Origin of the sequence: Kitasatospora purpeofusca (assembly GCF_042691725.1) — a bacterium.
Taxonomy (GTDB): Bacteria; Actinomycetota; Actinomycetes; order Streptomycetales; family Streptomycetaceae; genus Kitasatospora; species Kitasatospora purpeofusca_B.
Genome location: NZ_CP170483.1, coordinates 6,393,817 through 6,411,644, shown reverse-complemented (window position 1 = coordinate 6,411,644; position 17,828 = coordinate 6,393,817). Strand labels below are relative to the sequence as shown.

The 17,828-nt window shown below is 74.4% G+C and carries 20 protein-coding genes; 4 read left to right on the top strand and 16 right to left on the bottom strand.

Going from position 1 to position 17,828, the window contains the following annotated elements:
- Nucleotides 1-30 precede the first annotated feature (30 nt).
- The 3 genes from ACFCLZ_RS27735 to ACFCLZ_RS27725 all read right to left on the bottom strand — a co-directional run bounded on the left by ACFCLZ_RS27735 (nt 31) and on the right by ACFCLZ_RS27725 (nt 3,287).
- A complete protein-coding gene (locus ACFCLZ_RS27735; protein ID WP_380280316.1) occupies nt 31-1,641 on the bottom strand; it encodes a cation acetate symporter in 1,611 nt (536 codons plus the stop codon).
- Nucleotides 1,638-1,994 (bottom strand): DUF485 domain-containing protein, encoded by a 357-nt coding sequence (locus tag ACFCLZ_RS27730; RefSeq protein ID WP_380280314.1) that lies wholly within the window; start codon nt 1,992-1,994, stop codon nt 1,638-1,640. The genes ACFCLZ_RS27735 and ACFCLZ_RS27730 overlap by 4 nt, the downstream gene beginning before the upstream one ends.
- Before the next feature lie 249 nt (nt 1,995-2,243).
- Nucleotides 2,244-3,287, bottom strand: a complete 1,044-nt coding sequence (locus tag ACFCLZ_RS27725) for a zinc-dependent alcohol dehydrogenase family protein (RefSeq protein WP_380280313.1) — start codon at nt 3,285-3,287, stop codon at nt 2,244-2,246.
- Nucleotides 3,288-3,470: 183 nt separating this feature from the next.
- Here ACFCLZ_RS27725 and ACFCLZ_RS27720 point away from each other — a divergent pair, with 183 nt between their 5' ends.
- The gene (locus ACFCLZ_RS27720) at nt 3,471-4,469 is read left to right on the top strand and encodes a DEDDh family exonuclease (protein WP_380280311.1); all 999 of its coding nucleotides are present in this window, start codon (nt 3,471-3,473) and stop codon (nt 4,467-4,469) included.
- 31 nt (nt 4,470-4,500) lie between these two features.
- Complete coding sequence (locus tag ACFCLZ_RS27715; RefSeq protein WP_380280309.1) at nt 4,501-5,301, top strand: SURF1 family protein; 801 nt, start codon at nt 4,501-4,503, stop codon at nt 5,299-5,301.
- 57 nt (nt 5,302-5,358) lie between these two features.
- On the opposite strand, the gene trxA is transcribed toward ACFCLZ_RS27715, so the two are convergent.
- Together trxA and ACFCLZ_RS27705 are read right to left on the bottom strand one after the other, a co-directional pair.
- On the bottom strand, nt 5,359-5,691 hold the full coding sequence (gene trxA / locus ACFCLZ_RS27710) for a thioredoxin (protein WP_380280307.1): 333 nt from the start codon (nt 5,689-5,691) through the stop codon (nt 5,359-5,361).
- Nucleotides 5,692-5,694: 3 nt separating this feature from the next.
- Nucleotides 5,695-6,138, bottom strand: coding sequence for a MerR family transcriptional regulator (locus ACFCLZ_RS27705; protein WP_380280305.1), 444 nt, complete (start codon nt 6,136-6,138; stop codon nt 5,695-5,697).
- Nucleotides 6,139-6,271: 133 nt separating this feature from the next.
- On the opposite strand from ACFCLZ_RS27705, the gene ACFCLZ_RS27700 reads away from it, so the two are divergent.
- On the top strand, nt 6,272-7,045 hold the full coding sequence (locus ACFCLZ_RS27700; protein ID WP_380280303.1) for an SDR family oxidoreductase: 774 nt from the start codon (nt 6,272-6,274) through the stop codon (nt 7,043-7,045).
- 15 nt (nt 7,046-7,060) lie between these two features.
- On the opposite strand, the gene ACFCLZ_RS27695 is transcribed toward ACFCLZ_RS27700, so the two are convergent.
- The 9 genes from ACFCLZ_RS27695 to ACFCLZ_RS27655 all read right to left on the bottom strand — a co-directional run bounded on the left by ACFCLZ_RS27695 (nt 7,061) and on the right by ACFCLZ_RS27655 (nt 14,119).
- The gene (locus ACFCLZ_RS27695; RefSeq protein ID WP_380280301.1) at nt 7,061-7,705 is read right to left on the bottom strand and encodes an alkaline shock response membrane anchor protein AmaP; all 645 of its coding nucleotides are present in this window, start codon (nt 7,703-7,705) and stop codon (nt 7,061-7,063) included.
- Nucleotides 7,702-8,451: a DUF6286 domain-containing protein gene (locus ACFCLZ_RS27690; protein WP_380280300.1), complete on the bottom strand. Its 750-nt coding sequence runs from the start codon at nt 8,449-8,451 to the stop codon at nt 7,702-7,704. The genes ACFCLZ_RS27695 and ACFCLZ_RS27690 overlap by 4 nt, the downstream gene beginning before the upstream one ends.
- Nucleotides 8,448-8,807 (bottom strand): hypothetical protein, encoded by a 360-nt coding sequence (locus ACFCLZ_RS27685; RefSeq protein WP_380280298.1) that lies wholly within the window; start codon nt 8,805-8,807, stop codon nt 8,448-8,450. The genes ACFCLZ_RS27690 and ACFCLZ_RS27685 overlap by 4 nt, the downstream gene beginning before the upstream one ends.
- Entirely contained in the window at nt 8,807-8,998 is a 192-nt protein-coding gene (locus ACFCLZ_RS27680) for a hypothetical protein (RefSeq protein WP_376088849.1), read from the bottom strand. Before ACFCLZ_RS27680 ends, ACFCLZ_RS27685 begins: the two co-directional genes overlap by 1 nt.
- A gap of 40 nt (nt 8,999-9,038) precedes the next feature.
- Nucleotides 9,039-9,572: an Asp23/Gls24 family envelope stress response protein gene (locus tag ACFCLZ_RS27675; protein ID WP_380280296.1), complete on the bottom strand. Its 534-nt coding sequence runs from the start codon at nt 9,570-9,572 to the stop codon at nt 9,039-9,041.
- A gap of 166 nt (nt 9,573-9,738) precedes the next feature.
- Nucleotides 9,739-10,545 carry an enoyl-CoA hydratase/isomerase family protein gene (locus ACFCLZ_RS27670; protein WP_380280294.1) on the bottom strand — a complete coding sequence of 269 codons (807 nt, stop codon included), beginning with the start codon at nt 10,543-10,545 and terminating at the stop codon, nt 9,739-9,741.
- A 232-nt stretch (nt 10,546-10,777) separates the two neighbouring features.
- Nucleotides 10,778-11,011: a helix-turn-helix domain-containing protein gene (locus tag ACFCLZ_RS27665; protein ID WP_350548483.1), complete on the bottom strand. Its 234-nt coding sequence runs from the start codon at nt 11,009-11,011 to the stop codon at nt 10,778-10,780.
- 388 nt (nt 11,012-11,399) lie between these two features.
- Nucleotides 11,400-12,998 carry an ABC-F family ATP-binding cassette domain-containing protein gene (locus ACFCLZ_RS27660; RefSeq protein WP_380280292.1) on the bottom strand — a complete coding sequence of 533 codons (1,599 nt, stop codon included), beginning with the start codon at nt 12,996-12,998 and terminating at the stop codon, nt 11,400-11,402.
- A 197-nt stretch (nt 12,999-13,195) separates the two neighbouring features.
- On the bottom strand, nt 13,196-14,119 hold the full coding sequence (locus ACFCLZ_RS27655) for a hypothetical protein (protein ID WP_380280290.1): 924 nt from the start codon (nt 14,117-14,119) through the stop codon (nt 13,196-13,198).
- A 386-nt stretch (nt 14,120-14,505) separates the two neighbouring features.
- Here ACFCLZ_RS27655 and ACFCLZ_RS27650 point away from each other — a divergent pair, with 386 nt between their 5' ends.
- Nucleotides 14,506-15,681 (top strand): glycoside hydrolase family 26 protein, encoded by a 1,176-nt coding sequence (locus ACFCLZ_RS27650; protein WP_380280288.1) that lies wholly within the window; start codon nt 14,506-14,508, stop codon nt 15,679-15,681.
- Nucleotides 15,682-15,936: 255 nt separating this feature from the next.
- Here the strand turns inward: ACFCLZ_RS27650 and ACFCLZ_RS27645 are convergent, their stop codons facing one another.
- A complete protein-coding gene (locus ACFCLZ_RS27645) occupies nt 15,937-17,103 on the bottom strand; it encodes a GNAT family N-acetyltransferase (protein ID WP_380280287.1) in 1,167 nt (388 codons plus the stop codon).
- Nucleotides 17,100-17,822, bottom strand: coding sequence for a hypothetical protein (locus ACFCLZ_RS27640; RefSeq protein WP_380280285.1), 723 nt, complete (start codon nt 17,820-17,822; stop codon nt 17,100-17,102). Before ACFCLZ_RS27640 ends, ACFCLZ_RS27645 begins: the two co-directional genes overlap by 4 nt.
- Nucleotides 17,823-17,828 lie beyond the last annotated feature (6 nt).

The window sequence follows — 17,828 nt, the reverse complement described above, 5'->3', positions numbered from 1 at the left end:
GGCCGGGCCAGCTTAGTCATCGTCCGCCGGTCAGTGGGCGCCCAGCCCGGTGAGTGAGCGGACCTCCAGTTCAGCGTACTTCGCCGGGTCGGCCGCGCGGCGGGAGAGCAGGGTGCCGATCCAGCCGGCCAGGAAGCCGACCGGGATGGAGACCAGGCCGGGGTTCTCCAGCGGGAACCAGTGGAAGTCGGAGTGCGGGAAGAGCGAGTTCTTCGCGCCGGAGACGACCGGGGAGAACAGCACCAGCACCACCGAGGAGACCAGCCCGGCGTAGACGGAGCTGACCGCGCCGGCGGTGGTGAAGCGCTTCCAGAACAGCGAGTACAGCAGGGTGGGCAGGTTCGCCGAGGCGGCCACCGCGAAGGCCAGGGCGACCAGCGCGGCGGTGTTGAGCTTGTCGGCGAACAGGCTGAGCACGATCGCCACCGCGCCGATCCCGGCGGCGGCCCACTTGGCGACGTGCACCTCCTCGCGCTCGGAGACCTTGCCGCGCCGGATGACGTTGGCGTAGAGGTCATGGGCGAAGGAGGCCGAGGAGGCCAGGGTGAGCCCGGCGACGACGGCGAGGATGGTGGCGAAGGCGACCGCGGAGATCACCGCGAGCAGCACCGCCCCGCCGGTGGTGCCGGCGCCGCCGCCGAGCTGCTCGGCGAGCTGCGGGGCGGCGGTGTTGCCCGACTGGTTGGCCGCCTTGATCGCCTTGGGGCCCACCAGCGCGGCGGCGCCGAAGCCGAGCGCGAGGGTCATCAGGTAGAAGCCGCCGATGATCCCGATCGCCCAGAGCACCGACTTCCGGGCGGCCTTGGCGGTGGGCACGGTGTAGAAGCGGACCAGGATGTGCGGCAGGCCGGCGGTGCCGAGCACCAGGGCGAGGCCGAGGCTGAGGAAGTCGAGCTTGCTGGTGCCGGTGGCGCCGTACTTCAGTCCCGGTTCGAGGAAGGCGTCGGCCTTGCCGCTGGCGTCGGCGGCGGCGCCGAGCAGGGCGGAGAGGTTGAAGTGGTACTTGGCCAGCACCAGCACGGTCATCAGCGCGGTGCCGGCGATCAGCAGCACCGCCTTGACGATCTGCACCCAGGTGGTGCCCTTCATCCCCCCTATGGCGACGTAGAGGACCATCAGCGCGCCGACCGCGACGATGGTCCACCGCTTGGCGGAGTCTCCGCTGACCCCGAGGAGCAGGGCGACCAGGCTGCCGGCGCCGACCATCTGGGCCAGCAGGTAGAAGATCGACACCACGATGGTGGAGATGCCGGCGGCGGTGCGCACCGGGCGCTGGCGCATCCGGAAGGCCAGCACGTCGGCCATCGTGTAGCGGCCGGAGTTGCGCAGCGGTTCGGCGACCAGCAGCAGTGCGACCAGCCAGGCGACCAGGAAGCCGATGGAGTAGAGGAAGCCGTCGTAGCCGAACAGCGCGATGGCGCCGGCGATGCCGAGGAAGGACGCGGCGGACATGTAGTCGCCGGAGATCGCGAGGCCGTTCTGGAAGCCGGAGAAGGCGCGGCCGCCGGCGTAGAAGTCGGCGGCGTCCTTGGTCTGCCGGCCGGCCCAGACGGTGATGCCGAGGGTGGCGAGCACGAAGATCCCGAACAGGGTCATCGTGAGACCGCGGTGGTCGGTGGCGGAGCTGGCGAGCAGGTTCATTCGGCGGCCTCCCGGGGGGCGTGGACGACCGCACCGCGCGCCTCGCGGATCGCGGCCGCGCTCGGGTCGATCCTCCGGTCGGCGTAGCGCGCGTACCAGGCGGCGATCGCGAAGGTGGTGACGAACTGCGCCAGCCCGAGCACGAGGGCGACGTTGACGTGCCCGGCGACCTTGGCGGCCATCAGGGCGGGGGCGTAGCCGGAGAGCAGTACGTAGAGCAGGTACCAGAGCACGAAACCGATGGTGACCGGGAACGCGAAGTTCCGGAACGAGCGGCGAAGGGTGCGGAACTCCGCACTCTCCTCGATGAGTTGGGTTTCGCTGGGGGTGGTGGTGATCGGCGGCGATTCCACTCTGACTCCTCACTCCTTCGGCGTAGCGGTCGCATCAGTGGAAACGATCGAACGTGAGCGAAGTCACAACTCCGATGCGCGCCGCGCCATGCTAGGAGGGTCGCGCTTCACCCGGAAGAGTTTGACCGTGATCAGCCAAACATTCACTCTTCCGCCGTAACCGACTGATCGAAAACCACCCATCCGGGCATACCTAAGGGGTGGCCCGGCGAACCGGACCACCCCCGGTGGAGCGTCAACAGCGGTACGTCAGAAAGCGATCCGCACCTTCAGGGCCGAACGGTCGTCCATCGCCCGGTAGCCGTCCGGGACGCCGTCGAGGTCCACCGTGCGGTCGAAGACCAGGCCCGGCTCGATGGCGCCGGACAGGACGTCCGGCAGCAGCTCGGGGATGTAGGCGCGGGCCGGCGCGACGCCGCCGTTGAGCGACACGTTCCGGCCGAACATCTGACCGATGTCGACGCCCGCGCTGCCGCCGTGCGGCACCCCCACGTAGCCGACGGCGCCGCCGTCCCGGGCGATCGACACGGCGGTGCGCATCGACTCCTCGGTGCCGACCGCCTCCAGCACGGCGTGCGCGCCCTGCCCGCCGGTCAGCTCCCGGACCGCCTCGGTCGCCGCCTCGCCGCGCTCGGCGACCACGTCGGTCGCGCCGAACCGGCGGGCCAGGTCGGTACGGGCGGTGTGCCGGCCCAGCGCGATGATCCGCCCGGCGCCCAGCCGGTGCGCGGCCAGCACCCCGCACAGGCCCACCGCGCCGTCGCCGACCACCGCCACCGTGGCGCCCGGCCGCACCCGCGCCGAGACCGCCGCGTGGTGCCCGGTCGCCATCACGTCGGACAGCGCCAGCAGCCCCGGCAGCAGCTTCTCGTCGCCCAGCGCCTCCTTGGGCAGCTTCACGAGCGTGCCGTCCGCGTACGGGACGCGCACCGCCTCGCCCTGCCCGCCGTCCGAGCCGACCTGCCCCCAGAAGCCGCCGTGCGGGCAGGAGGTCTGCAGGCCCTCGCGACAGAAGTCACACGTCCCGTCCGACCAGACGAACGGCGCCACCACCAGGTCACCCGGCGTGAAGCCGCGCACCTCGGCGCCGGCCTCCTCCACCACGCCGAGGAACTCGTGCCCGATCCGCTGCCCGGCCGCCCGCGAGGCGACGCCGCGGTACGCCCACAGGTCGCTGCCGCAGATGCAGGCGTTCACCACCCGCACCACCGCATCGGTCGGTTGCCGCACGACCGGGTCCGGAACCTCCTCGACCCGGATGTCCTGGGGACCGTGGATGACCGTGGCACGCATGAGGGTTCGTCCTTCGCAGAGGTGCCCGCCGGGGTACCGCGGGCGACCGGAAAACAATCGACCAGGTGTACGACGACTGCACCGTCCACTCTATTCCGGCACGTCCCGGCCGACCTTCCGGACGACCCCCGCCCACGGCGAAGCGCCGTGGGCGGTCACCGGCGGGCCTTATTCTGTTGGACCATGTACGCGATCCAGCCCGAGACCCCCGGCGCAGCGCCGCGGACCGCTCCCGTCCCGGCCCAGCGCTCCGCCGCCCCCGCCGGCGGTTTCGCGGTGGTGGACGTCGAGACCACCGGCCTCGGCCGCACGGACCGCGTCATCTCGGCGGGCGTCTACCGGCTGACCGAGGACGGCGACGTCGTCGACCACTGGTACACCCTGGTCAACCCGGAGCGCGATCCCGGCCCGGTCTGGATCCACGGCCTCACCGACGACCTGCTGGCCGGCGCGCCCACCTTCCCGCAGATCGCCGACGAGTTCGCCGAGCGGCTGCGCGGCCGGGTGCTGGTCGCCCACAACGCGCTCTTCGACTGGAACATGATCTCCCGCGAGTTCTCCCGGGCCGGCCTGCACGCCCCGGTCGAGCAGCGCCTGTGCACCATGGTGCTGGCCCGCGACCTGCGGCTGCCGCTGCCCAACGGCAAGCTGTCCTCGCTGGCCGCGTACTTCGGCGTCCACCAGCGCCAGGCGCACAACGCGCTGGACGACGCCCGGGTGCTCGCCGAGGCGTTCCGCCCCAGCCTGGCGCTGGCCCGCTCGGGGGGCGTCCCGCTCCCGCTCCAGTCCTGCGTGGCCGTCACCGACCTCGGCGACGACGCGCCCGCCTCCCCCTCCCGCGCCTCCTGGACCGGCGCCGCGTACCGGCAGGCCAAGAAGCGCCCGCCGTGCCCGTACCCGAACCCCGGGCGCTGGGAGGACGGCAAGCCGCTGGTCCAGGGCATGCGGGTGGCGTTCACCGGTGACACCGCCACCGAGCGCGAGCTGCTGGAGGACCGCGCCGTCGAGGCCGGCCTGCACATCGCCACCTCGGTGAGCCGGCTCACCAGCCTGCTGGTCACCAACGAGCCGGACAGCTGGAGCGGCAAGGCCCGCAGGGCCCGCGAGGTCGGAACCCCGGTGGTCGGCGAGGACGCCTTCCTCCAACTGCTGCGCGAGGTCGCCCCGCACCCCGGTGCGTGAGCCGGTTGTGGGCAAGGCGTACCGTGCCCATGTGTACCGTTTTCTGCTCTCCCGGCGCTGGCTGATCACCCTGCTGATCGCCCTGCTGCTGATCCCCGCGACCATCCGGCTGGGGTTCTGGCAGCTGCACCGCCACGAGGCGCGGGTGGACCGCAACGAGCTGATCGCCCAGGCCCTCACCGCCGAGCCGGTGCCGTACGACACCCTGTCGGCCGCACCCGGGTTCGCCGTGCCCAAGGACCTCACCTGGCGCCCCGTGACGGCCACCGGACAGTACGACCCGGCGCACGAGTTCGTGGTCCGCAAGCGGACCGACTCCAGCGGCGACAAGATCGGCTACTTCGTGGTCACCCCGCTGGTGCTGGCCGACGGCAGGGGGACCGTCCTGGTCAACCGCGGCTGGGTGCCCTCCGCCGCCTCCGCCGCCGAGTACCCGGCCGTCCCGGCCGCACCGGCCGGCCAGGTCACCCTGGCCGGCCGGCTGCGCGCGGACGAGGCGGCCTCCGGCAGCATCAAGGACCGGGCCGGCCTGCCGGAGCGGCAGTTCACCCTGATCAGCAGCACCCAGCAGGCCAAGGAGAGCGGCGCCGCCCTGCTCGGCGGCTACCTGGAGCTCACCGCCACCGAGCCGGCGGCCCCGGCCGACCAGCCCGAGCTGCTGCCCGAACCCAACCACTCCGACATCGGCCCGCACATGGCGTACGCGATCCAGTGGTGGCTGTTCACCGCGATGATCCCGGTCGGGTTCGCGGTGATGGCGCGCCGGGAGGCCAAGGACCGCCGCAAGGAGGCCGCCGAGGCCGAGGGCCCGGCGGTCGCCGTCCCCGCCTGAGCCGTCCCCGCCCGCCCCTGAGCCGCCCGCGCCCGAGCCGAAGCGCCGCAGGAACCGTCAGAGCACGTCGTCCAGCTCGCGCAGCAGCCGGGCCTTGGCCCGGGCCCCGACCACCGACTTCACCGGCTCGCCGCCGCGGAACACCATCAGCGTCGGCATCGACAGCACCCCGTACGCCGCCTGGGTCTGCGGATTGTGGTCGACGTCCAGGCTGACCACGGTCAGCCGGTGCGCCTCCTCCCGGGCGATGTCCGCCAGCACCGGCACCATCTGGCGGCACGGCGGGCACCAGTCCGCCGTGAAGTCCACCAGCACCGGCCCCTCGGCCGCCAGCACCTCGGCGGCGAAGGTCTCGTCCGTCACCGTCGCCACCCCTGTGATCTGCACCATGGCCTACCTCGTCTCCCATTCGTCCCGGTCGGGGGCCGCCGGTGCGGCCCATTCACACTGCGGCGGCTCCGAGGCCCCGGCGGCGAGCGCGTCGCGCTCCCGCTCGGCCCGGGCGTACTGCTCGGACACCTGAGTACGGACCTCCTCGAGCCGGGCGATGCACTCGTCCAGCTCGGACAGCTTCTTGCGGTAGACCTCCAGCGAGGCCGGGCAGGAGTCGCCGTGCGGGTGCCCCGCCTGCAGGCACTCGACGAACGGCCTGGTGTCCTCCAGCCCGAAGCCGAAGTCCTGGAGGGTGCGGATCTGGCGCAGCAGCCGCAGGTCCTCCTCGCCGTACGCGCGGTAGCCGTTGCCGGCCCGCCGGGCGGGGAGCAGTCCGAGCTCCTCGTAGTACCGCAGTGCCCGGGTGGTCGTCCCCGCCCGCTTCGCCAGTTCACCGATCCGCATGTCCGGACCCTGCCCTTCCGGCCGCTGTTCGAACGCCGCCGGGAACGACGGTAGACCTTGACGCGGGCGTCAACGCCAGCGCCGGCCGCGCCCGGCGGCGCGCCGTGCGGGGCGACCCGGCAGGATGGCTCCCATGGATCTTGGACTGCAGAACAAGGTGTACCTGGTCACCGGCGCCACCCGGGGCCTGGGCCTGGCCACCGCCCGCGAACTCGCCGCCGACGGCGCCCGGGTACTGGTCACCGGCCGGCGTCAGGAGAGCGTCGACGCGGCCGTCGCCGAGCTGGCCGCCCTCGGCGGCGGACCGGGGGCGGTGCACGGGCTGGCGGCCGACAACGCCGACCCGGCGACCGCCGAGCGGCTGGTCGCGGCGGCCGTCGAGCGCTTCGGCCGGCTGGACGGCGTGCTGATCAGCGTCGGCGGACCGCAGGCCGGCCCGGTCGCCACCGCCCCCGAGGAGGCCTGGCGGGACGCCTTCGAGTCGGTCTTCCTCGGCGCCCTGCGGATCGCCCGCGCCGCCGCCGCGACGCTCGGCGAGGGCGGCGTGATCGGCTTCGTGCTCTCCGGCTCCGTCCGCCAGCCCATCGCGGGCCTCGGCATCTCCAACGGCCTGCGCCCCGGCCTGGCGATGGCCGCCAAGTCGCTCGCCGACGAACTCGGCCCGCGCGGCATCCGGGTGGTCGGCCTGCTGCCGGCCCGCATCGACACCGACCGGGTGCGCGAACTCGACGCCCTCGGCGGCGACGCCGAGGCCGCCCGGGTCCGGCACAGCGCCGACATCCCGCTCGGCCGCTACGGCACCCCCGAGGAGTTCGGCAAGGTCGCCGCCTTCCTGCTCTCCCCCGCCGCCTCCTACCTGACCGGGGTCATGGTCCCCGTGGACGGCGGCGCGCTGCGCGGGCTCTGAGCGCCACCGGGCGCGTCAGACCACGCGCGGCTGCCCGCCGCGGCGGCGGTGGCGCCGCCCGGTGACCTCCGGCCGGGCCGCGACCACCCGGATCCGCAGGTCGGCGGGCAGGTCCGGCAGGTCCAGGCTGGCCCGCGCCCCGGTGCGCGGGCCGGTCTCGAAGTGCTCGGCGAGCGCGGCCGGGTCACCGCCCGGGGTCATCCGGACCGCCGCCCGCAACCGCGGCTGCCGCGGCCCGCGGACCAGCCGGACGCCCACCCGTTCGACCTCCGGCAGCGCGACCGCGGCGGTCTCCACCGCCTCCTCCAGCGCCCTGCTCCGCAGCCGCAGCCGCAGGCCCGGCGCGCCCGGCGTCGGCAGCACGACGGTCGTCGGACCGCTGCGGCGCAGCTGGGCCACCAGCCACCAGGCGGTGCCCGCGACCACCACGACCAGCCCGGCGATCACCACCGGCCACCACCACGACTCGCCCGCCCAGCGGGAGCGCGAGCGCGCGCTCAGCACCGGCTGGTCGGGCGAGGTGAGCGGCCACCAGGACGGCGGGTCGACGCCGAGGTGCCCGTACAGGTCGAGCCCGCCGGCCAGCACCAGCACCCCGGCCGCCAGCAGCACCAGCCCGACCACCCCCAGCAGCAGCCGGTTGACGGTGCCCCGGCTCACTCGGCGCCCCCGCCCGGCGCCGTCCCGCTGTCCCGGGCGGTGTCCCGCTCCGCGTCCCGCCCGGCGTCCTGCTCCACGTCCCGCCCGGCGTCCTGCTCCACGTCCCGCCCGGCGTCCTGCTCCACGTCCTGCTCGGTGTCCTGCTCGGTGTCCTCGACCGGCTTCGCGCGCCGGCGCCGGCCCGCCGTCCGGACCTCCAGGCGCAGCGGCCGGGCCAGGGTGACCGCCGCCAGTTCCTCGCGCAGCCGGCGCTGCACCGAGGCCGGGTCGGCCGGGCCGGCGAGCGCGATCCGCACCCGGCGCCGGTTGACCCGCACCCGCAGGTGCTCGACGCCCGGCAGCCCGGCGGCCCGGTCGGCCAGCAGGGCCGCCACCCCGGAGCGGTCGACGGCCGCGGCGGTGCCGCCGTACGGGCGCAGCGGCAGCCAGCGGCCGAGGCCGGGCGCGAGGGCCAGCCGGAGCAGCACGCCGCCGAGCAGCACGCCCGCGCCTGCGCCGAGCAGCACGGCCGGGTCGTCCAGGTGCCGGGTGGCCAGCTCGTCCGCCAGGTCCGCCCGCCACTGCCGGGCCGGGTGCCCCGTCCGCACGGCGATCACGTCGTACAGCAGCGCCCCGGCGACCACCAGCAGCGCGGTGGCCACCACCGCCGCCGCCGCGGTGCGCGGGGCCCGCGGCCGCCGCACCTTCGCCGGGGCGGGCCCCGAGGCCTGCTCCGCCACGCCTGCGGCTCGCGGCGGGGCGTTCACCGGGAGGTCTCCGGGAGCAGGTGCTCGATCACCACGACGACCTCGGCCACCCGGGTGCCGGTCAGGGCGCGGGTGTCGCGGGTGACGCGGTCGCGGACGGCGCGGGCGAGGGCGGCGAGGTCGGCGGGGAAGGGGAGGTCGACCGAGACCCGGACGGTGACCGGGGCGCCCGGGGTGGCGGGGCCGGTGACCGAGACCTTCGGCGGGCCGCCGCGCGCGGTGCGGTCGCGCCAGGCGTCGGCGAGTGCGTCGCGGGCGGCGCGGGCGGCGATCCGGGCGTAGACGCGGTCGGCCATCCGCAGCCGGCCGCGGGCACCGGGCTCCCGGTGGGCGGGTACCGGGGCGAGGGCCGCCATCAGCGGCGCCGGTCGCGGTTGCGCAGCAGGTCGCCCAGCTCACCGGGGTCGATGTCGCCCTCCAGCAGGCGGCCGACCACGAATCCGGCCGCCCCGAGCACCGCCACCAGCAGGAACGCCGCGAAGCCGCCGAAGTATCCGGCGAAGCCGAGCGCCATTCCCACCACCAGGCCGACGATGGCCAGGTTCATCCGCTTCCACCTCGTCTTCCGCCACCAACCACGTCATGGGCTACTTCAGCTTGGGCCGCTGCCCGGAGGAGGGCACCTCCTCTTCCTCCTCCTCGACGTCGGGCTCGTCGGGCAGGTGGACGTCGTTGACGGCGATGTTGACCTCGACGACTTCCAGCCCGGTCATCCGCTCGACCGCGTCGATGATGTTCTCCCGCACCTGGCGGGCGAGTTCGGGGATGACGACGCCGTACTCGACGACCAGCGCGATGTCGATGGCGGTCTGCTTCTCCCCCACCTCGGCCTTGATGCCGCGCCCGACGCTGCCGCGCCCGCCGGGGACCCGGTCCCGCATCGCGCCGAAGGTGCGGGCGAAGCCGGAGCCGAGGGCGTGGATGCCGCTGATCTCGCGCGCGGCCATCCCGGCGATCTTCTCGACCACGCCGATGGCCAGCGCGGTGCGGCCGCGCTCGCCGACCCCACGGGCGGCCTCCGAGCTCGCCGGCGAGGCGGTGGCGGAGGAGGCGGTGGCGGGGGTGGGGGCACCGTGCGGGGCGTTCTTGTGCAGGGTGGCGGGCGTCGGAGTGTCAGGCATGGCTCATCTCCCGTCGTGCGGCTCCAGCTATATCGCAAATCGCTCCAACTCTGGCATTTCGCCACGAATCCCGCCCCCGGAGCAGCCGGAAGGCCCGAACGCCGGAAAGGCCCGGCCCGGTGGGTGCGCCCCACCGGGCCGGGCCTTCCGGCGCGGTTGCGGTCGGTCAGTCGCCGATGCCGGCCAGGTCGCGCAGCCGGCGGGCCTGCGCCGCCCGTTCGGCCGAACGCTGCTCGTCGTAGGTGCGGTCGGCCGCGCCCCGGAGCAGGGCCTTGGTCTCGATGACCGCGTTGCGCGGGGCGGCCAGCAGGGCGGCGGCGAGGTCGCGGGCGGCGGCGTCCAGTTCGGCGGCCGGGACGGCGAGGTTGGCCAGGCCGGTCGCGGTGGCCTCCGCCGCGCCGACCCAGCGGCCGGTGGCGCAGATCTCCAGTGCCCGGGCGTAGCCGACGAGTTCGGTCAGCGGCTTGGTGCCGGCGAGGTCGGGGACGAGGCCGAGCGAGGTCTCCTTCATGGAGAACTGGACGTCCTCGGCGACCACCCGCAGGTCACAGCCGAGGGCGAGCTGGAAGCCGGCGCCGACGGCGTGCCCCTGGACGGCGGCCACGGTGACGACGTCGGGGCGGCGCCACCAGGTGAAGGCCTCCTGGTAGCCGGCGATGGTCTCGTCGAGCTCCTTGTCCCCGGCGGCGGCCAGCTGGAGGAAGCTGGGCTCCCCGGGGATGCCCTCGGGGGTGAACATCGCGCGGTCGAGGCCGGCGGAGAAGGAGACGCCCTCGGCGCGGAGCAGTACCACCCGGACGGTCCCGGGCAGCTCGCGGCCGATGGCGGTGAGGGCGCGCCACAGGGCGGGTGACTGGGCATTGCGCCGCTTGGGCTGACAGAGGGTGACGACGGCGAGTTCACCGTCGATCTCCAGGCGGACGCCGTCCTGCTCCCGGTGCGGGGTCTGCGGATCGGTGGCGGGAGCGGTCATGCGGGGACCTCCGGTGGCGAGGGTGCTTGGCTACCGGAGAGTAACAAAACTGGCGGCGCGACGGCAGGGGGCGGTCGGCGGGCAGCTCCCGACGACGGGCGGCCCGGCCGGCGCGCGGCCGCGGCATGACGATCGGCGGCCGGTTCGCTCTGGCCGGGGGCGGACGATCAACGGTCGTCTCCCCAGTCGGCGCCCTGCCGCCGAGTCATCCGTCCGATGAATTGACGAAGCGTCAGGAACCAGCTCCAGCAGGAGCTTTGTTCTTGCCCCGCGTGGCACCGCCGCGGCCCCGGAGAATCACCCCGGACTCGCTCAGCATGCGGTGCACGAAGCCGTAGGAGCGACCGGTCTCCTCCGCGAGGGCGCGAATGCTCGCCCCGGAGTCGTACTTCCTCTTGAGATCGGCCGCGAGCTTCTCACGCGCGGCACCGGTCACCCGGCTGCCCTTTTTCAGAGTCTCGGCCACCCGTGCCTCCTCGTAGCGTTGCTCGGTCAGATTCCCATGATCACCCATCCACCGCGTCCTGGCCACCCATTCGACAAGGTCCATGTCCGCAACGGGCGGTCCTGCGGTAGTGATCCGAGCGCACAAGGGCGCTCACGCTGAGTGCACGCCCCCGGGGGCGTGCCGCCGTTCGATGCGAAAGGGCTGATCAGCAGCGTGGCCCCGACCACGATCGAGTGGCGGTCCGACGGAAGCTCCTCAAACGGAATGCAGGACCCCTTCATTCCCGGACACGCCGAAAGGACTAGTTTTTCTGGCCCAAAAAGGGGAGGACTCATCGACGCCCGGCCGGACCGGAAGACGAAGGCCCGGTCGTCCGAACGGACGACCGGGCCCCGAGAAGCCGGGATCAGGCCAGCGTGACCAGGTCGGCGTAGGCCGGGCTCCAGAGGTCCTCCACGCCGTCCGGCAGCAGGATGATCCGCTCCGGCTGGAGCGCGTCGACCGCGCCCTCGTCGTGGGTGACCAGCACGACCGCACCGGAGAACTCGTGCAGCGCGCCGAGGATCTCCTCGCGGCTGGCCGGGTCCAGGTTGTTGGTCGGCTCGTCCAGCAGCAGCACGTTGGCGCTGGAGACCACCAGGGTGGCCAGCGCGAGCCGGGTCTTCTCGCCGCCGGAGAGCACCCCGGCCGGCTTGTCGACGTCGTCGCCGGAGAACAGGAACGAGCCGAGGATCTTGCGGATCTGCACCAGGTCGGTGTCCGGCGCCGCCGTGCGCATGTTCTCCAGGACGCTGCGCTCGGGGTCCAGGGTCTCGTGCTCCTGGGCGTAGTAGCCGATCTTCAGGCCGTGGCCCGGGATCACCTCGCCGGTGTCCGGCTTCTCCACCCCGGCGAGCATCCGCAGCAGAGTGGTCTTGCCGGCGCCGTTGAAGCCCAGCACGACGACCCGGGAACCCCGGTCGATGGCCAGGTCGACGTCGGTGAAGATCTCCAGCGAGCCGTAGGACTTGGACAGCCCGCTGGCGGTCAGCGGGGTCTTGCCGCACGGGGCCGGGTCCGGGAAGCGCAGCTTGGCGACCTTGTCGTTCATCCGGACCTGCTCCAGGCCGGAGAGCAGCTTGTCGGCGCGGCGGGCCATGTTCTGCGCGGCGACGGTCTTGGTGGCCTTGGCGCGCATCTTGTCGGCCTGCGCGTTCAGCGTCGCGGCCTTCTTCTCGGCGTTGGCCCGCTCACGCTTGCGGCGCTTCTCGTCGTCCTCGCGCTGCTGCTGGTACTGCTTCCAGCCCATGTTGTAGACGTCGATCGCGGAGCGGTTGGCGTCCAGGTAGAAGACCTTGTTGACGACCGTCTCGACCAGGTCGACATCGTGCGAGATGACGATGAAGCCGCCCTTGTAGGTCTTCAGGAAGTCCCGCAGCCAGACGATCGAGTCGGCGTCGAGGTGGTTGGTGGGCTCGTCGAGGAGCAGCACGTCCGAGTCGGAGAACAGGATCCGGGCCAGTTCGACGCGGCGGCGCTGACCACCGGAGAGGGTGTGCAGCTGCTGGTTGAGGATGCGGTCCGGCAGGCCCAGCGCGGCGGCGATGGTGGCGGCCTCGGCCTCGGCGGCGTACCCGCCCTTGGTGAGGAACTCGGTCTCCAGGCGCGCGTACTTCTTCATCGCGTTCTCGCGGGTGGCGCCCTTGCCGTTCGCCATCCGCTCCTCGTTCTCGCGCATCTTGCGCAGCACGCTGTCCAGACCGCGGGCGGACAGGATGCGGTCCTTGGCGAGGACGTCGAGGTCGCCGGTGCGCGGGTCCTGCGGCAGGTAGCCGACCTCGCCCGAGCGGGTCACGGTGCCCGCCGCCGGGATGCCCTCGCCGGCCAGCACCTTGGTGAGCGTGGTCTTACCGGCGCCGTTGCGCCCGACCAGGCCGATCCGGTCGCCCGGGGCGACCTTGAAGCTCGCGGACTCGATCAGGATCCGGGCACCGGCACGCAGTTCGAGACCGTTGGCGGAAATCATGGCTGGGGACTACTCCTGGGACGTGGGCGGGCGACCGGACGGGGTTCGGGCCGGGAGGCGGGAAAGGGCGTCGTCGACGGGGATCGGCGGACCGCGCGGGGCGGCGCCGTTCGCCTGTCAATGCCCGGAGAGAACAGCCATGACGGCAAGTCTACCGGGCCGCGCCCGCGGCCCCGCAGAATCACCCGTCCGGAGCACTACGGCCGCTGCGGACCCTCCTCGCCGCAGCCGCCGGCCGGGCGGACGGCGGCGAACGGCTCGGCCGGGCTGCCGCAGGCCGCCTCGGGCGCCGCCGCCCAGGTGTCGAAGACCCGGGGGGCGACGATCGGCCCGTCCGAGATCAGCACCCGGCGCCCGTCCAGCGCCTTCATCTCGACGCCCGGGCCGGCGTTCAGCTGCCAGCCGGTGCTGTCCAGCCGGTAGCCGGAGATCCCGCCGGAGACCTGCTGCCCGCTGCCGTTGACGCAGCTGCGCGGCACCAGCACCGCGTGGTCGGTGGCCACCGTGCGCTCCGGGTCGTAGACGCAGCTGCCGGGCGGCTTGGAGTTGTAGCGCAGGTCACCGTCGGCGTCGCGGAACCCCATCGTCAGCTCCGGTGTGACCACCGCCACCCAGGGCGCGGGCTCCCCGACGGTGCGCAGCGAGGCCGCGGCCCGCTCGGTGGCCAGCTGCTTGCGCTGCTCCTCGGTCCGCTTGTCGGCCCCCGGCTCGCCCGCGCCGCGCAGCCAGTCGGCCAGGCCGGGCACCGCGCGGTGCCAGCGCACCTGCTGGTCGCCGGGCCGCACCGAGGTGACCAGGCCGTCGTCCCAGACCACCACGGCGTTCTCCCCCGCCATCGCCAGGTACAGCGCCGTGGCGCCCTCCCGGTGGTAGGACCAGGCGTGCTCGCCGGTGGCCCGGTGGTACGCCTCCAGGCCCGGCCCCACCCGCAGGTCCAGCGCGGCCGCGTCCAGCGCGGCCGTGGGGTCCGCGCTCGCGTCCGCGGTGCTCCTCGCGGCCACCCGGTCGCCGAACGGGACCGGCTTGTTGGCGTGCGCGGCGGCGCCCGCCACAAGGACCAGCAGCACCGCCAGGGCAGGCAGGATCGATCGGGGGCTGAGGGCGCGCGACTTCCAGGACACGGGCGGAGCGTACCTTTCGGTGCCCGCGCGAGTCAGCCGGACTTTCCCGTACGGCCGAACGGCCGAACCCCGCCGGCCGGTTCCCGGAGCCCCGCGCGGGCCCGCCCGGCGACCTGCGCCGTCGGGCCCCGGAACGGCCGTACGGGCCCTGGCACGGGGCGCGGCGGTAGGGCGCCCGGGCCCGCGAGGACCGTTACCGAGGTGATACACGGCACACGCGGACGGCGTTCGAATATCGCCCACTTTAGGGTGACATTCGGCTTTCCTCGCCCGGTCGGACCTACTGTCGGCAAGGGTACTGCCACGCTGCGTGGCCCTCCCGCTCCGCCCAGCCCTGCTCCGCCCAGCCCGTGGCACCGTCCCGGGGCGCCGTCCGAGGAGACCCCATGCGATTCGGCCGTCTGGCGCTGGCCGCCTCCACTCTGCTGCTGCTCACCACCGCCGGCGTCCCCGCCGGGACACCGCTGGGCCAGACCGAGCGGCACTCGCTCTCCTCCGACGCGATCGCGCCGCGCGGCGCCGCCCCGCGCCCGCCGGTCCAGCGCCCGGCGCACGAGCCGCCGTTCGGGGCCTTCGTCGGCTCCTGGGACAACTACATCCCGCAGATCGGCCGGTACGCCCAGTGGCTGGGCGACGCCAACCTCCAGGTCGGCCACACCTATCTGGCGGGCAACGGCTGGGCGGACATCGAGGGCGAGCCGATGGTGCTCGCCATGTGGTCGCAGTGGCGGCTGGCCGAGCCGTCCCGGATGCTCGTGCTCGGCGTGCCGATGCTGGCGCCGAGCGAGGCGAGCGTGCCGGACGGCGAGGTGGCCCGGCTGCTCGGCCAGGGCGCCCGCGGCGACTTCGACCGGCACTTCCTCACGCTGGCCCGCCGGCTGGTCGCGCTCGGCGGCGCGGACACCGTGCTCACCCTCGGCTGGGAGATGAACGGCGTCACCTACACCCACCGCTGCAAGCCCGACCCGGCCGCCTGGAAGACCTACTGGCGGCGGATCGTCACGGTGATGCGCTCGGTGCCCGGGCAGCGGTTCCGCTTCGACTTCGCGCCCAACCGGGGACTGGACGCGATCCCGTGGACCAAGTGCTACCCGGGCGACGACGTGGTCGACATCATCGGCATGGACAACTACGACCAGCCGGCCGGCGGCACCTTCGACGACTACGTGCGCGAGCCGTACGGGCTGCAGGACCAGGTCGAGTTCGCGGCCAAGCGCGGCAAGCCGGTCTCGTACCCGGAGTGGGGGCTGTTCCGCAACGGCGACAACCCGGAGTTCGTGCAGCGGATGGTGGAGTGGATCCGCACCCACGACACCGCGTACCAGACCGTCACCGACTACTGTCCGCACGGCTTCTGGCAGTGCGACCGCAACCCGCGCTCCAGCAGCCGGTTCCGGCAGCTGATGACCGGCTCCCCGGGGGCCCCGGAGCCCGCCGGGCCGGCGGCGCCGCCGGCCCCCGGCCTCCCGGGCGGGCCGGCGGTCCCCGCACCGCCGGCCGCGCCCACGGCCCCGACCGCCCCCGTCCCACCGACCGCCCCGGCGCCGCCCGGGCCGCGGTAGGGCGTGTCTGACCATTCGCGTCGGATCAGCGGGCGGCGTCAGGGTGCGTGCATCGCAAGGCGGAGGTGGGGGCACCCCCGGCCGCCAGGCTGGGGGCGGAGTCCATGCGGTGGGGGCACCTCCCGGCCGCCAGGCTGGGGGCCATCGGCGACCGACGACAACGCGGCGTGGGGGTACCTCCCGGCCGAAGGCTGGGGGCGTGCGTGCCCTGACACCGCCCGCCCGGCGGGAATGGTCAGACACGCCACAGGCGTGTCAGCTGCGGCGGCGGGCCGCCAACGCCTCCTTGAGGCGCGGTGCGCGGGTGCCGAGCAGCCGCACCGCCGCCCGCCGGGCGCGCACCGCGCCGCCGCGGGCGGCGGCCGCCGGGGCCGCGCCGCGCGGGCCGAACAGCAGCCGCTGGTTGGGCAGCTGGTCCGGCCGCCAGCGCTGCTTGTACGGCTCCTGGCCGCGCAGCAGGCTTATCACCGGGATCCCGGCGCCCAGCGTCTCGTCCAGCGCCGCGCCGAACAGCAGGCCCGCGATGTCCAGCCGCTCCCGCAGCGCCGGATGCGCGCCGTACAGGTAGAGGCCGCTGAAGGAGGGGCAGAGCAGCACCAGGTCGACCGCCACCAGCTCGCCGTCCAGCCAGAACTGGTGGACGGCCGCGCGGCCGGTGGCGACCAGCCCGGCGGTGGACTCGGAGAGGTGCCGGGCGAACCGCTCGCTGCGGTGCTCGGGGGTGACGCCGCGCTCCTGCCATTGGAGGAAGTGCAGCCGCAGCAGCCCGTCCAGCGCCTGGGGCACCTCCTCCGGCCCGGTCGCGCGCACCTCCACGCCCGACTCGGCGATCTTGCGCAGCTTGACCCGGCTGCGCTGGGCGGTCCTGCCGGGCACCCGCTTGAGCAGCTGGTCCATCGGGGCGGCCGGCAGGTACTGGCAGAGCGAGTCGCCGAACCGGGACCGCCGGCCGCGCCACTTCTCGAACACCCGCTGGACGGCGGCCTCCGGGCGGACCTCGCGCAGCTCCAGGCTGTGCCAGGGGCGGGTGAGCGGGAGGGCGTCGGCGAACTCGGCGGCGGCGCGGTCGGCGCAGTCGTCGTCGAGCAGGACGTCGGTGAAGTCGATCAGCCCGGCGCCGAGGCCGGTCAGACCGCCGAGCGGGCCGCCGCGCCGGCGGAACGCGCCCGCGCCGACCAGCCGGCCCTCCCGGCGCACCAGCACCACCAGCAGGGCGCCGGGGGTGCCGTACTGGCGCCACCAGGAGCGCTGCCAGGCGGCGGCCTGGAAGAAGGTGGCCGTCCGGCAGCGGGCGACCAGGTCGTCCCACTCCTCGGCCAGGGTGTCGAGGGCGTCGTCCTCACGGCGCAGCTCGGTGGTCCAGTGGGGGGCGCGGGCCTGGGCGGGGAGGCCGGCCGCGGGGGCGGCGGCCTCGGTGCTCATCGTCCGCTCCCGGCGGCCGCCCCGGCCCCGACGGGCTCGGACGCGGCGGGCTCGGCGGGCTCGGGCTCGGGCTCGGCGGCGGGGCCGGGGACCGGTTCGGCGGCGCGTGGACGCGGGGCGGTCGCGGCGGGCGGGGCGGACGGGGCCGACTCGGCGGACGCGGTGCTCCGGCGGCGGGTCATCAGCACCAGCGCGCCGATCAGCACCCCGGCCGCGCCGCCGACCGCGACGTCCAGCCGGCCGGAGGGCGTGGTCGGCTTCTCCGGCTCGGCGGCGGCGGCCAGCGGAACCAGCCGCACCCCGGTCTCCTTGGTGTTGGTGTTGGCGAAGGCGACCAGCGAGCGGGCCACCGCGTCGGCCGCCCGGACGGCCTCCTGCGGCCGGGGGCCGGTGCCGGTGATCTCGATCATCGGCGCGTCCGGCGAGGTGGTGCCCCGCACCAGGGCCGTCAGCTCGCCCAGGCCGTGCCCGGTCTCGGCGGCGGCCGCCGCGAGCACCTGCGGCTGTCCGGCCAGCCGCCCGTACGCCTGGGCGAAGTTGACCGCGGTGCCGGTCTCGCCCTGGGTCTCGGGCACCACGATCACATAGGAGTTGGCGGCGTACGAGGGATGGGCGACGACGGCGTACCCGGCTCCGGCGGCGGCGCCCAGCGGCGCCGCGAGGACCAGCGGCCACCAGCGGCCGACCAGCCGGCGGACACTACTGCGCGGTTCGGTCATGGAGGA

What these genes read in the sequence shown, in the direction of transcription:
- ACFCLZ_RS27705 (WP_380280305.1), bottom strand. Translation starts at nt 6,138, where the DNA reads ATGCGGATCGGTGAACTGGCGAAGCGGGCGGGGACGACCACCCGGGCA.
- ACFCLZ_RS27670 (WP_380280294.1), bottom strand. Translation starts at nt 10,545, where the DNA reads ATGACCGCTCCCGCCACCGATCCGCAGACCCCGCACCGGGAGCAGGAC.
- ACFCLZ_RS27640 (WP_380280285.1), bottom strand. Translation starts at nt 17,822, where the DNA reads ATGACCGAACCGCGCAGTAGTGTCCGCCGGCTGGTCGGCCGCTGGTGG.
- ACFCLZ_RS27650 (WP_380280288.1), top strand. Translation starts at nt 14,506, where the DNA reads ATGCGATTCGGCCGTCTGGCGCTGGCCGCCTCCACTCTGCTGCTGCTC.
- ACFCLZ_RS27720 (WP_380280311.1), top strand. Translation starts at nt 3,471, where the DNA reads ATGTACGCGATCCAGCCCGAGACCCCCGGCGCAGCGCCGCGGACCGCT.
- ACFCLZ_RS27700 (WP_380280303.1), top strand. Translation starts at nt 6,272, where the DNA reads ATGGATCTTGGACTGCAGAACAAGGTGTACCTGGTCACCGGCGCCACC.
- ACFCLZ_RS27725 (WP_380280313.1), bottom strand. Translation starts at nt 3,287, where the DNA reads ATGCGTGCCACGGTCATCCACGGTCCCCAGGACATCCGGGTCGAGGAG.
- trxA (WP_380280307.1), bottom strand. Translation starts at nt 5,691, where the DNA reads ATGGTGCAGATCACAGGGGTGGCGACGGTGACGGACGAGACCTTCGCC.
- ACFCLZ_RS27735 (WP_380280316.1), bottom strand. Translation starts at nt 1,641, where the DNA reads ATGAACCTGCTCGCCAGCTCCGCCACCGACCACCGCGGTCTCACGATG.
- ACFCLZ_RS27660 (WP_380280292.1), bottom strand. Translation starts at nt 12,998, where the DNA reads ATGATTTCCGCCAACGGTCTCGAACTGCGTGCCGGTGCCCGGATCCTG.
- ACFCLZ_RS27675 (WP_380280296.1), bottom strand. Translation starts at nt 9,572, where the DNA reads ATGCCTGACACTCCGACGCCCGCCACCCTGCACAAGAACGCCCCGCAC.
- ACFCLZ_RS27645 (WP_380280287.1), bottom strand. Translation starts at nt 17,103, where the DNA reads ATGAGCACCGAGGCCGCCGCCCCCGCGGCCGGCCTCCCCGCCCAGGCC.
- ACFCLZ_RS27680 (WP_376088849.1), bottom strand. Translation starts at nt 8,998, where the DNA reads ATGAACCTGGCCATCGTCGGCCTGGTGGTGGGAATGGCGCTCGGCTTC.
- ACFCLZ_RS27685 (WP_380280298.1), bottom strand. Translation starts at nt 8,807, where the DNA reads ATGGCGGCCCTCGCCCCGGTACCCGCCCACCGGGAGCCCGGTGCCCGC.